The sequence below is a fragment of the Cupriavidus alkaliphilus genome (assembly GCF_900094595.1).
Classification (GTDB): domain Bacteria; phylum Pseudomonadota; class Gammaproteobacteria; order Burkholderiales; family Burkholderiaceae; genus Cupriavidus; species Cupriavidus alkaliphilus.
Genome location: NZ_FMAD01000010.1, coordinates 50,105 through 62,133 on the forward strand (window position 1 = coordinate 50,105; position 12,029 = coordinate 62,133).

The window sequence follows — 12,029 nt, forward strand, 5'->3', positions numbered from 1 at the left end:
CGCGGACAGTCGGGGTTGACCCTAGGATTGGGCACGGGCGCGCCCAAAGCAAAACGGCCGGGGAAATCCCCGGCCGTTTCTTGTTCCATCCGCTGACCAACCTGCTCAGGCAAACCCCGCCTGATGCGCCTGCTGGTCGGCGTGGTACGAACTGCGCACCATCGCCCCCACCGCAGCGTGGGTGAAGCCCATCTTGTAGGCCTCGTCCTCGAACATCTTGAAGGTGTCGGGATGCACGTAGCGCAGCACCGGCAGGTGGTGGTTCGACGGCGCCAGGTACTGGCCGATGGTCAGCATGTCGATGTCGTGCGCGCGCATGTCGCGCATGACTTCCAGGATTTCCTCGTCGGTCTCGCCCAGGCCGACCATCAGGCCGGACTTGGTCGGGACGTTGGGATTGCGGCGCTTGAACTCCTGCAGCAGCTTGAGCGAGTGCGCGTAGTCGGCACCCGGTCGGGCCTGCTTGTACAGGCGCGGCACGGTTTCCATGTTGTGGTTCATCACGTCGGGCGGGCACGCCTGCAGGATGTCCAGCGCCTTGTCCAGGCGGCCGCGGAAGTCGGGCACCAGCACTTCGATGCGGGTGTTGGGCGACAGCTCGCGCGTCTGCGAGATGCAGTCGACATAGTGCTGGGCGCCGCCGTCGCGCAGGTCGTCGCGGTCGACGCTGGTGATCACCACGTAGTTCAGCTTGAGCTGGGCGATGGTGCGGGCCAGGTTGCCGGGTTCGTTCACATCGAGCGGGTCCGGACGGCCGTGGCCGACGTCGCAGAACGGGCAGCGGCGGGTGCACTTGTCGCCCATGATCATGAAGGTGGCGGTGCCCTTGCCGAAGCATTCGCCGATATTCGGGCAGCTGGCTTCCTCGCACACCGTCACAAGGTTGTTGGCGCGCAGGATGTCCTTGATCTCATAGAAACGCGAATTGCCGGTGGCGGCCTTCACGCGGATCCAGTCCGGCTTCTTGAGCTTCTCGGCCGGCACGATCTTGATGGGGATACGCGCGGTCTTGTCGGCCGACTTCTGCTTGCGGGTCGGATCGTACTGCTCCGCGGGGGACTGCGGGGCTTCGCTGGAAGATGCGATCGGGGCGATCAGTGCGTCGCTCATACATTTCTCCGCACGCGCTCGGCGTGCATTTCGCTTTTGACTAGGAGGCCAGGGCCGGGGCGGCAGGTTCTTCAGCCGCCAGCACGCGAGCCTCGTGCGCTGCCAGCACCTCGCACAATGCAGCCGCCAGGCGTTGTGCGATTTCGGGTTGTCTTGCCGCAGTCACGGGCAACGGCGCGCCATCGGCATCCACCACCGGACAGGTGGCTCCCGCGGTGGCCATGTCGACCGTTTCCAGTCCGGCATAGCCGCAGGGATTGATGCGCAGGAACGGCGACAGGTCCATCTGCACGTTGAGGCTGACGCCGTGGTAGCTGCAGCCGTTGCGGATCTTGAGGCCGAGCGCCGCAATCTTGGCGCCCTGGTGCGGCCCGCCGGACAGGTAGATGCCGGGGGCGCCGGGCTTGCGTTCGGCTGCGAGATTATACGCCGCGAGCGTGTCCAGCACGGCCTGCTCGATGCCGTGAACCAGCTCCCGCACCATCAGACGGCGGCGGCGCAGGTCAAGCAGCAGGTAGGCGACGACCTGCCCCGGGCCGTGGTAAGTGATCTGCCCGCCACGATCGATTTGCACCACCGGAATCCGCTCGTCCGGGGCCAGCAGGTGCGCGCGATCGCCCGCCTGGCCCAGCGTGTAGACCGGCGGGTGCTCGACCAGCCAGACCTGGTCGGGCGTCTCGGGAGTGCGTGCGGCGGTAAAGGCGCGCATCGCGTCGAAACACGGCTGATAGTCCTCGCGGCCGCGTTCGATGACTTGAATCGGATGCATGGCGAGAGTGTAACGAAAAGGGCCGGCTTGCGCCGGCCCTGCCTGCCCCCCGTTCACGAGGTGGTAGGCGCGGAACCGCCCGATGCGTCACGCGACCAGACCAGGCGCAGATGCGCCCGGTGCCGGGGCGACGCGTACGGTGCTCCGCCCTCCCCTGCTTCAGGAGGCGGTGACCCGGTCCTGGTTCGGCGTCCATTCGGTGCCTCGAACCAGCCGGCGCAGGCTGCGGTACGCCAGGTGCGGCAGGTCGGCCAGCGTCAGCGCCGGGCGGCGCGCCTCGGCAATCAGCGCCAGGCGCACCGGCTGCAAGGCGCGCGGGTCGATGCTGAGCACCACCTCGTCCCCGGCACGCAGCAGCAGGCTGCCGCCACAACGCAGCCAGTAGTCCTCCGAATCGTTCTCGCGGGTCAGCCATACATCGGTGCCGCGGGCGTCGGCAATGTGCAGGCGCTGCGCCGCATGCACCGACAGCGTGGTGACTTCGCCAGGATTCAGGGTGAACTCGGTCGTTGTGAGCACGGTTTTCATGGTGGTTCTCCGTTCAGCCGGCCCTGGCGGGGATACGCCAGACGCAGTACGGATCCGCGGCGGGTCACAGGAACTGGCCCGGCAAGGGGACCAGGCCAGTTAAATCCTGCGAATATCGCCGTGAAGAAGTGTGCAACTGCGGGGGCCGGTGATGAAATATTAGTGATTGCCCGGCCACTATCAAAACGATATATTTTCTTTGTTCTTGTTAGCCAATCTCACATAACCCCGATCATCTGGAGGCGGCCATGGCCTGGAAAAGCGCCTGGGAGAAAGACATGCCGCGCGGCTGGCACCGCGAGTTGCCGCGCCTGCCGGCGCTGACCGCGTTGCGCGCGTTCGAAGCCGCCGCGCGGCACGAAAGCTTTTCGCGCGCGGCCACGGAGCTGTTTGTCACCCATGGAGCGGTCAGCCACCAGATCCGCGCGCTGGAAGAGGAACTGGGCATGCCGCTGTTCGAACGCCACGGCAAGCGCGTGGCACTGACGCCGGCGGGCCGCCTGTATGCCGAGCGCGTGCGCGACGCCCTGCTGCAGATCGCCGATGCCACGCGCGCGCTGCAGGCGGGCAATCGCGACAAGCGCCTGACCATCAGCACCATGCCGTCGTTTGCCGCGCGCTGGCTGACGCCGCGCATCGGCAGCTTTATCGAGCGCCATCCGGAACTGGATGTCGAGTTGCTGTCGTCGAACACGCTGGTCAACTTTGCGCACGAAGAAGTCGATATCGCGCTGCGCATGGGCAGCGGCGACTATCCCGGCCTGTACGTGGAGCGGCTGCTCGACGACGTCTTCTTCCCGGTCTGCAGCCCCGCCTTCAACGGCGGCCGGCTGCCGGCACGACCGCAGGACATGGCGGGCATGCCGCTGCTGCGGGGCGAGGGCGATCCGTGGAAGCCGTGGTTCGACGCCGCCGGGCTGGACTGGCCGGAGCCGCGCAAGGGCCTGCTGCTGGAAGATTCTTCGCTGCTGCTGCAGGCCGCCTCGGAAGGCCAGGGCATCGCCCTGATCCGCTCGTCGCTGGCGTGCAATGACCTGCTGTCGGGGCGCGTGGTGCGGCTGTTCGAGGTCAGCATCCCGTGCCCGTGGCTGCTGTACTTCGTCTGCGCACCCGGCTCGCTGAACCTGCCCAAGGTGCAGGCCTTCCGCGGCTGGCTGCTGCCCGAGATCGAGCGCTTCCGCGAGGTGCTGGCGCAGTGGGAGTGAATCAGTCTTCCGGCGTTTCGCCGCTATCCGCCGCGCCGCAGGCGCCGCCGGAGCTATCGGCCGCCGGCTTCGCGCGCGCGCGGCCGGCGCGCGGATGGGCCTTGTCGTAGACCTTCGCCAGGTGCTGGAAATCCAGCGCGGTGTACACCTGCGTGGTCGAGATGCTGGCATGGCCCAGCATCTCCTGCACCGCGCGCAGGTCGCCGGAAGACTGCAGCATGTGGGTGGCGAACGAATGCCGCAGCATATGCGGATGCACATCGGCCGGCACGCCGGCGCGCAGTGCCTGCTGCTTGAGCCGCAACTGCACCGTGCGCATCGACAGGCGCCGGCCGCGCGGACCGAGGAACAAGGCATTGGCGTCCTCGGCCGCGGCGCCCGGCCGCAGCAAGGCGTCTCGCACCGCCAGCCACGCCCGCAGCGCCGCGATGGCCTTGCTGCCGACCGGCACCGAGCGCCGGCGCGAGCCCTTGCCGGTCACGGTCACCTCGGCGCCGGCCAGGTCGAGCCAGCCGCTGGAGCGGTAGCCGTCGGCGTCGGCATAGCGCAGGTCCAGCTGCACCAGCTCGGACAGGCGCAGCCCGCTCGAGTAGAACAGTTCATAGACCGCCTGGTCGCGCAGCGCCTCGGCGTCGCTGCCGGCCGGGTGCGCGACCAGCGCCACCGCGTGCTCGACCGACAGCGCCTTGGGCAACGCGTGCCCGGAGCGCGGCGCGCGCACGCCGTCGACCGGATTTACGGTCACGCCATGGCCATGGCGCGCCGCCCAGAGATAGAAGCCGCGCCATGCCGACAGCGCGCGCCCGATGCTGGTGCCGACCAGCCCGGCGGCATGCAGCCGCGCGGCGAAATTGCGGATATGGTGGGTCTGCAGCGCCAGCAGCGCGACCCCCGGCGCATGCTGCGCCGCGTGCGCCTGCAGCACGCGCAGTTCGCGCGCATAGCCCGACAGCGTGTGCTCGGCCAGCTTGCGGCTGCCGCGCAGCCAGTCGAGGTAGCGCGTGACCAGCGGGTCTGGCGGCGGCGCTGCGCCGCCGGCGGGAGCAGGCGGCGCGACCGCGTCGCGCGGCGGCCGGCGTGCAGTCATGGCGTCACGGCGTCGGGCCCGGAGCGCGGCTTCAGTCGCGCAGCCGGTTCAGCGCGGCGCCGGCGACTTCACCGATCTGCGACAGGTAGGCGGTACCCATGCCTTCATGGAAACGGCGCGGGTCGGGCGAGCCCAGCACCAGCAGGCCAAAGGCGGCGCCGCGCACGTCGGCGCCGGCCTCGGCCTCGCCGGCGCGCACCGGCACGCGCAGCGTCACCATCGCCAGCGAGGTGACATCGTCGCGCTCCAGCAGGCTGGCCGCCTCGAAGCCGCTGTTGCTGCCGCAGTACGGCGCGCGCAGGCCTTCGGCAAAGATGCGCAGGTCCTCGCTGGCGCCCTGTGCCACTTCCATGTGCGCGTACTGTTCGGCGACATCCCACAGCTTGAGCGCCACCGCCGGCACGTCGAACACCTGCTGCAGGCCGTCCTGCACCGCATACGGCAGCGCATGCGAATCGGCCTCGGCCAGCAGGCGCAGTTGCCAGTCATGCAGGCGCTGCTGGGTGCGGTCGTTCTCGTGGCCATGGCGGACCAGGTCCGCCAGGCGCAGCTCCAGGCCCTTGTTCTTCTCGCGCAGGATTTCCATCTGGCGCTCCTGCAGCGACACGGCACGATGGCTGTGCGGGCTGGTCAGCTGCACCGCGGCCAGCAGCTCGGCATGCTCTTCGAAGAATTCAGGATGGCTCTGCAGGTAGGCGGCAACGTCTTGGGCGTTCATGGGGCGTGGACCGGTAGAGGTAAAGTGGGTGGCAGTTTAGCAAAGGGGCCATGACGGGCGCTGCGAAAGCGTTCGAACCCGCGCTGACAGACTCCCTCTCCCGCTTGCGGGAGAGGGAGCAACCCTCACTACGTCTGGATCAGCCGCTTCTGCCGCGAAATGCTCATCAGGATGCCGATGCCCGCGCCCAGCGTCACCAGCGCGGTGCCGCCGTAGCTCAGCAGCGGCAGCGGCACGCCCACCACCGGCAGGATGCCGCTGACCATGCCCATGTTGACGAAGGCATAGGTGAAGAAGATCAGCGTGATCGACCCCGCCAGCAGCCGCGAGAACAGCGTCGGCGCATTGGCCGCGATAAAGAGTCCGCGGAAGATCAGCAGCAGGTACAGCACCAGCAGCACCGCGTTGCCGATCAGGCCGAACTCTTCCGAGTACACGGCGAAGATAAAGTCGGTGTGCTTTTCCGGGATGAACTCCAGATGGGTCTGCGTCCCCTTGAGCCAGCCCTTGCCCTCGACTCCGCCCGAGCCGATCGCGATGATCGACTGGATCGTGTGGAAACCCTTGCCCAGCGGATCGCTGGTCGGGTCGAGCAGCGTGCAGACGCGGTGCTGCTGGTAGTCGTGCAGCACCGGCCAGTTCACGCCCGGCGCGCACATGTCGTTCTGGAACGTGATCAGCAGCGTGATGGCGACCACCAGGATGCCCATCAGCGGCAGGATCAGCTTCCACGACAGCCCGGCGAAGTAGATCACGTAAAGGCCCGCGGCCATCACCAGCAGCGCCGTGCCCAGGTCCGGCTGCTTGGCGATCAGGCCAACCGGGATCAGCAGCAGGCCCAGCGCGACGATGAAGTCGAACCAGCGGATCACGCCTTCGCGCTTCTGGAAATACCACGCCAGCATCAGCGGCATCGAGATCTTCATGATCTCGGACGGCTGGATCACCATGCCGACATAGAGCCAGCGGCGCGCGCCCTTGCGGATCAGGCCGAACATGGCCACCGCGATCAGCAGCGCCACCCCCACCGTATAGATCGGCACCGCCACCCGCATCAGCGTCTGCGTCGGCAGGTAGGCGATCACGAACATCACCACGTACGACAGCAGGATATTGCGCAGCTGGTCCTCGACCCGGCCCGGCATGTCGATGGCGGCCGAGTACAGCGCCACGATGCCGGTGGCGAACAGCAGGAATACGATCAGCGAGAGCGGCTTGTCAAAACCGGTCAGCGCGGTCTTGACCAGGGACATGACGCGGCGTCGATCCATGCGCGTCTCCTTCAGCGAGTGGCGTCGGCACCGCTGGCTGCCTTGGCAGCCACGGGCCTGACGCGTGGTTTGGGCGCGGGCGCCTTGGCCGGCACGGCCGCCGCCGAGGCCGGCGCGGGAGTCTGCGGCTTGCTATGGCCCAGCGCCTGCAGCATGCGCTGGTCCAGCGTCTGCACCGCCGAGGCCGGGGCGATGGCGTCGGGGTCGAGCATCGCGGCGATCGCCTCCGGCGTCGGCACCTGCGCGGCCGAGGCCGCCGCCACCGCGCTGGCGTCAGCGCCGCTGGCCGGGGCGCCGCCGCTGGACATCACCGTGGCGCTGGCAATGCTGGCGGTCTGGCCGGTGGTGAACACGCTTGGCGTATCCACCGGCGCGCGGCCGGCCACGCGCTCGCCGGCGGGCGGGGCAATCGCCTCCAGGTCGGCGGGCCACTTGCCGGTCAGGTAGTAGTCCATCACCTTGCGCGCGATCGGCGCCGCCACCGCGGCGCCGAAGCCGGCGTTCTCGACGATCAGCGCGATCGCGATCTTTGGCTGGTCCGCCGGCGCGAACGCGGTGTACAGCGAATGGTCGCGCTTGTGCTCGGCCAGCGCGTGGTGGTTGTACTTCTCGCCCTTGGCCAGGCTGTAGGTCTGCGCCGTGCCGGTCTTGCCCGCGGACTCGTAGGCGGCGCCGGCAAACACGCGCGCGGCCGTGCCCGAGTGTGTCACCGCCACCATGGCGCGCTTGATCACGTTGATATCGGCCTGCTTGAACGGGATGGTGTAGCTTTCCTTGGGCACGGTCAGCGTGCGCTTGCGCGTGACCGCGTCTTCGATGGCCTTGACCAGGTGCGGCTTCATCACCTTGCCGTCGTTGACGATGACCGAGGTCGCCTGCGCCAGCTGCAGGATGGTGAAGCTGTTGTAGCCCTGGCCGATGCCCAGCGAGATGGTCTCGCCCTCATACCACCTCTGCTGCTCGGGCTTGCGGTAGGCCTTGCGCTTCCAGTCGGTCGACGGCAGGATGCCGCGGCTTTCGCCCTCGATGTCGATGCCGGTGATCTGGCCGAATCCCAGCGGCTTCATGAAGTCATGGATGCCATTGACGCCCATGTCGCGCGCCAGCGCGTAGTAATAGGTGTCGCACGAATGCACGATCGAGCTGTGCATGTCGACCCAGCCGTGGCCGCCCGGCTTGTCGTCGCGGAAGGTGTGGTTGCCCAGCGTGAAATAGCCCGGGTCGGACATGCCCCACGCCGCGGTGCGCTTGCCGGTGGTCAGCGCCGCCAGGGCCATGAACGGCTTGTAGGTCGAGCCCGGCGGATAGGTGCCCCGCAGCGGCCGGTTCAGCAGCGGCTTGTCGGGCGAGCCGTTGAGCTCGTTCCAGGTATTGGTATCGATGCCCTCGACGAACAGGTTGGGGTCGAAGGTCGGCTTGGAGACGAAGGCCAGGATGTCGCCGGTGGACGGCTCGATCGCCACCAGCGCGCCGCGGCGGTTGCCATAGAGCGCCTCGGCCAGCTGCTGCAGGCGGATGTCGAGCGACAGGATCAGGTTGTTGCCGGGGGTGGCGGGCGAGGTCGACAGCGTGCGGATCGGGCGCCCGCCCGCGCTGACTTCCACTTCCTCGAAGCCGGTCAGGCCGTGCAGCTCGCTCTCGTAGCTCTGCTCCAGGCCGATCTTGCCGATGTAGTTGGTGCCCTTGTAGTTGTCGGCATCCTTGCGCGGGTCATACTTGGCGCCGTCGGCATCGTTGGCCACGTCCATGGCCTCGATGCGCTCCTGGTCGCGCTGCGAGATCCGGCCCAGGTAGCCGATCACGTGCGAGGCCGACTCGCCCAGCGGGTACTGGCGGAACAGTCGGGCGCGCACGTCCACGCCAGGGAAGCGGAAGCGCTGCGCGGAGAATCGCGCCACCTCCGCGTCGGTCAGCTGGCTGCGGATCGGCAGGCTTTCGAAGCTGCGCGACTCCTCCATCAGCCGCTTGAAGCGGCGCCGGTCGCGCGGCTGGATTTCGACCAGGCTGGACAGGCCCTCGATGGTGTTGTCGAGCGTATCGGTCAGCTTGGACGGGGTGATCTCCAGCGTGTACGCCGAATAGTTGCGCGCCAGCACGATGCCGTTGCGGTCCATGATGATGCCGCGGTTGGGCTCGATCGGCGCAACCGAAATGCGGTTGTCCTCGGCCTTGGCCGAGTACTGGTCATGCTTGTACCACTGCAGCCACAGGAAGCGCGAGAACAGCAGGCCGAAGCAGACCACCGTAAACAGCGCCGCGGCCGCCACGCGGATGCGGAAGCGGCCGATTTCCAGTTCGACGTTGCGGATTTCGGTCATGGTACTGCGTGGCCTGGAGAAATCGGTGGTGGACGGTGGCGGGCGATGGCGATGACGATGGCGGCGTCAGATCGGCCGGGTCTCGTCGACATCGGTCGAGCGGCGCTGCGGCGCCAGCAGCAGGCTGGTGGCGAGCGGCCACAGCAGCGCCTCGATCGCCGGCGCCAGCAGCAGCGGCCAGCCGGGCAGCGGCGCGCCCATCGCCAGCCGGATCAGCACCGGCACCGCGTGCGCGATGAACAGCAGCGGCAGCACGTGCAGCGCCTGGGTATAGACCGTGAACCACAGCACGCGGCGGTGGATGGTGATGGCGAAGTAGGCCAGCAGCGTGTACGCCAGCGCGTGCTCGCCCAGCAGCCGGGCATCGTGCACGTCCATCAGCAGGCCCAGCAGGAAGGCCACGCCCATGCCCACCTTGCGCGGCTGGTGGATGTTCCAGAACACCAGCACCAGCGCCACCATGTCCGGGATCCACAACGTGGTGCCCCACGGCATCAGGTTGAACAGGAACGCCAGCACGAAGCTGAAGGCAATGAAGGCCGGGTTGACCGGCCGCAGCAGGTATTGGGGATTGGTCACCGTGGTGCCTCCTTGGCGGGCGCGGCCTTGCCGGCCGCGGCGCTGTCGGCGGCGGCGCGCGCCGCGGCGGACTTGGCGCCCTTGACCGGCGCTTCCGGCCGGGCCTCGACCGCTTCGCGCGCCGGGATGGCGGCGTCGTAGCGCACCACCAGCAACTGGCGGTGCGCGCGCACGCCGGCCACCGGCTCGCAATAGACGCGCGAAAACGCGGTATCGGCCTTGCGCTCGATCTGCACGATCTTCGCCACCGGCAGGCCGGGCGGATAAGTGCCGTCGAGGCCCGAGGTCACCAGCAGGTCGCCCTGCTGCAAGTCGGCGGCGGCGGCCATGAAGCGCAGGTCGAGGTGGCCCGCGCGCGCGCCGCCGAAGGCCACGCTGCGCAGGCCGTTGCGCACCACCTGCACCGGGATCGCCTGGTCCTTGTCGGTCAGCAGCGTCACCTCGGACTGGAACGGGGACACGCGCGTGACCTGCCCCACCACGCCGCGCTCGTCGATCACCGGGTAGCCGGCGCGCAGGCCGTGCTGGCTGCCCTTGTCGATGACGATGCGCTGGCTGTACGGGTCGCGCGCGTCATACAGGATCTCGGCCGCGGTCACCGGCGTGGCCGACTGCTGGGCAAGCCCGAGCAGCTTGCGCAGCTGGTTGTTCTCGGCCTCGAGCTGGGCCTGGCGCACCGAGGCCTGCGCCTGCTGCACCGCGTTCTGGCGCAGCTCGCGGTTCTCGGTGGCGAGCGTCGCCGACGACTGCGCATAGTCGAACATGGTGCGCAGCGCGTCGCGCGGCGCCAGCACCAGGCGCTCGACCGGCATCAGCACGGTGGCGGCAACCTGCCGGCCCACTCGCAGCGCGTCGAAACGGGCGTCGACCACCAGCAGCGCCAGCGCGATGCCCACGTACAGGACCAGCCTGGCGACAGCCGAGGTGCCTTGCTTGAAGAGCGGCGGAGGGGAGTAATCCATTTACCCGAACAAAGGCCGGAGGCCACGCGGAAACGCCCCGCCGCCCGCCTTGCCGCGCCCCGTCCCCTGGCGGGGACAGGCGCGGCACGGTCGGGCGGCGGGAGCTGCCAGGGCCCGGCCCCGGCGGATGCGGCGCCGCGACGCCGCCATGATCGGTCGATCCGGCAGGCCGCGCATCGCCACGTGAGCGTCCTGCTTACTCGTAGGAGAAGATGCTGCCGAGCTTGTCCATGCGTTCCAGCGCCATGCCGGAGCCGCGCACCACGCAGGTCAGCGGGTCTTCGGCGACCAGCACCGGCAGGCCGGTTTCTTCCGCCAGCAGGCGGTCCAGGTCGCGCAGCAGCGCGCCGCCGCCGGTCAGCATCATGCCGCGCTCGGCGATGTCGGCGCCCAGTTCGGGCGGGGTCTGTTCCAGCGCGATCTTCACCGCCGACACGATCTGGTTGAGCGGATCGGTCAGGGCTTCCAGGATTTCGTTGGACGAGACCGTGAAGGCGCGCGGGATGCCCTCCGACAGGTTGCGGCCCTTGACTTCCATCTCGCGGACCTCGGAGCCCGGGAAGGCCGAGCCGATTTCCTTCTTGATGGCCTCGGCGGTCTGCTCGCCGATCAGCATGCCGTAGTTGCGGCGGATGTAGTTGACGATGGCCTCGTCGAACTTGTCGCCGCCGACGCGCACCGAACCCTTGTAGACCATGCCGCCCAGCGAGATGATGCCCACCTCGGTGGTGCCGCCGCCGATATCCACCACCATCGAGCCCGAAGGCTCCGACACCGGCAGGCCGGCGCCGATCGCGGCCGACATCGGCTCCTCGATCAGGTACACCTGGCTGGCGCCGGCGCCCAGCGCCGATTCACGGATGGCGCGGCGCTCGACCTGGGTCGAGCCGCACGGCACGCAGATGATGATGCGCGGGCTCGGGCGCAGCAGCTTGCTGTCATGCACCATCTTGATGAATTGCTTGAGCATCTGCTCGGTGACGGTGAAGTCGGCGATCACGCCGTCCTTCATCGGGCGGATCGCCTCGATGTTGCCCGGCACCTTGCCCAGCATCTGCTTGGCTTCCTTGCCCACCGCCGTGATGGTCTTCTTGGCGTTGGGGCCGCCCTCCTGGCGGATCGCGACGACCGAGGGCTCGTCCAGCACGATGCCCTTGTCGCGCATGTAGATCAGCGTGTTGGCGGTGCCGAGGTCGATCGCCAGGTCGTTGGAGAAGTAGCTGCGGAGAAATCCGAACATCAGGAATCCTGTCTGTGATGGTGTTCGCGGGTAGGCGAAGCGGCCGGCGCCGCGAGCGGCCCGGCCACGAAATACGTTGTGTTGAATACGGAATGGTTCTCGGCTTCCCGCTCCGCCCGCCGCCCGGGCCGGAGGCTGTCCGGCCGGATGGGGATGGGATCGGCACCGCCGGCGCCACGCACGCGCCGGCCCTACGGGAACCTTTGATTAGACCCCGCCGAAAAGTTCGCGGAAATGTGCAG

11 protein-coding genes are annotated in these 12,029 nt (G+C 68.4%); 1 reads left to right on the forward strand and 10 read right to left on the reverse strand.

The annotated features are described in order from the left end of the window. Nucleotides 1-105: 105 nt before the first annotated feature. The 3 genes from lipA to GA0116996_RS20320 all read right to left on the reverse strand — a co-directional run bounded on the left by lipA (nt 106) and on the right by GA0116996_RS20320 (nt 2,407). Nucleotides 106-1,110: a lipoyl synthase gene (gene lipA, locus GA0116996_RS20310; RefSeq protein WP_092315220.1), complete on the reverse strand. Its 1,005-nt coding sequence runs from the start codon at nt 1,108-1,110 to the stop codon at nt 106-108. 40 nt (nt 1,111-1,150) lie between these two features. Then, nucleotides 1,151-1,879 carry a lipoyl(octanoyl) transferase LipB gene (gene lipB, locus GA0116996_RS20315; protein ID WP_092315222.1) on the reverse strand — a complete coding sequence of 243 codons (729 nt, stop codon included), beginning with the start codon at nt 1,877-1,879 and terminating at the stop codon, nt 1,151-1,153. Between the two features lie 159 nt (nt 1,880-2,038). Continuing rightward, on the reverse strand, nt 2,039-2,407 hold the full coding sequence (locus GA0116996_RS20320) for a DUF2917 domain-containing protein (protein ID WP_092315224.1): 369 nt from the start codon (nt 2,405-2,407) through the stop codon (nt 2,039-2,041). 248 nt (nt 2,408-2,655) lie between these two features. Between GA0116996_RS20320 and GA0116996_RS20325 the strand changes: the two genes are divergently transcribed. Beyond that, a complete protein-coding gene (locus GA0116996_RS20325; RefSeq protein ID WP_092315226.1) occupies nt 2,656-3,612 on the forward strand; it encodes a transcriptional regulator GcvA in 957 nt (318 codons plus the stop codon). Between the two features lies 1 nt (nt 3,613). On the opposite strand, the gene GA0116996_RS20330 is transcribed toward GA0116996_RS20325, so the two are convergent. The 7 genes from GA0116996_RS20330 to GA0116996_RS20360 all read right to left on the reverse strand — a co-directional run bounded on the left by GA0116996_RS20330 (nt 3,614) and on the right by GA0116996_RS20360 (nt 11,787). After that, on the reverse strand, nt 3,614-4,699 hold the full coding sequence (locus GA0116996_RS20330) for a tyrosine recombinase XerC (protein WP_092315228.1): 1,086 nt from the start codon (nt 4,697-4,699) through the stop codon (nt 3,614-3,616). A gap of 31 nt (nt 4,700-4,730) precedes the next feature. Next, on the reverse strand, nt 4,731-5,417 hold the full coding sequence (locus tag GA0116996_RS20335; RefSeq protein WP_092315230.1) for a DUF484 family protein: 687 nt from the start codon (nt 5,415-5,417) through the stop codon (nt 4,731-4,733). A gap of 128 nt (nt 5,418-5,545) precedes the next feature. Further along, a complete protein-coding gene (gene rodA, locus GA0116996_RS20340; RefSeq protein WP_092315232.1) occupies nt 5,546-6,688 on the reverse strand; it encodes a rod shape-determining protein RodA in 1,143 nt (380 codons plus the stop codon). 11 nt (nt 6,689-6,699) lie between these two features. Then, nucleotides 6,700-9,006, reverse strand: a complete 2,307-nt coding sequence (gene mrdA, locus GA0116996_RS20345) for a penicillin-binding protein 2 (RefSeq protein WP_092315234.1) — start codon at nt 9,004-9,006, stop codon at nt 6,700-6,702. Nucleotides 9,007-9,072: 66 nt separating this feature from the next. Further along, nucleotides 9,073-9,585 carry a rod shape-determining protein MreD gene (gene mreD / locus GA0116996_RS20350; protein ID WP_012351397.1) on the reverse strand — a complete coding sequence of 171 codons (513 nt, stop codon included), beginning with the start codon at nt 9,583-9,585 and terminating at the stop codon, nt 9,073-9,075. Continuing rightward, complete coding sequence (gene mreC / locus GA0116996_RS20355; protein ID WP_092315236.1) at nt 9,582-10,547, reverse strand: rod shape-determining protein MreC; 966 nt, start codon at nt 10,545-10,547, stop codon at nt 9,582-9,584. Before mreC ends, mreD begins: the two co-directional genes overlap by 4 nt. A gap of 196 nt (nt 10,548-10,743) precedes the next feature. Further along, nucleotides 10,744-11,787 (reverse strand): rod shape-determining protein, encoded by a 1,044-nt coding sequence (locus GA0116996_RS20360; RefSeq protein WP_008648066.1) that lies wholly within the window; start codon nt 11,785-11,787, stop codon nt 10,744-10,746. Nucleotides 11,788-12,029: the final 242 nt, after the last annotated feature.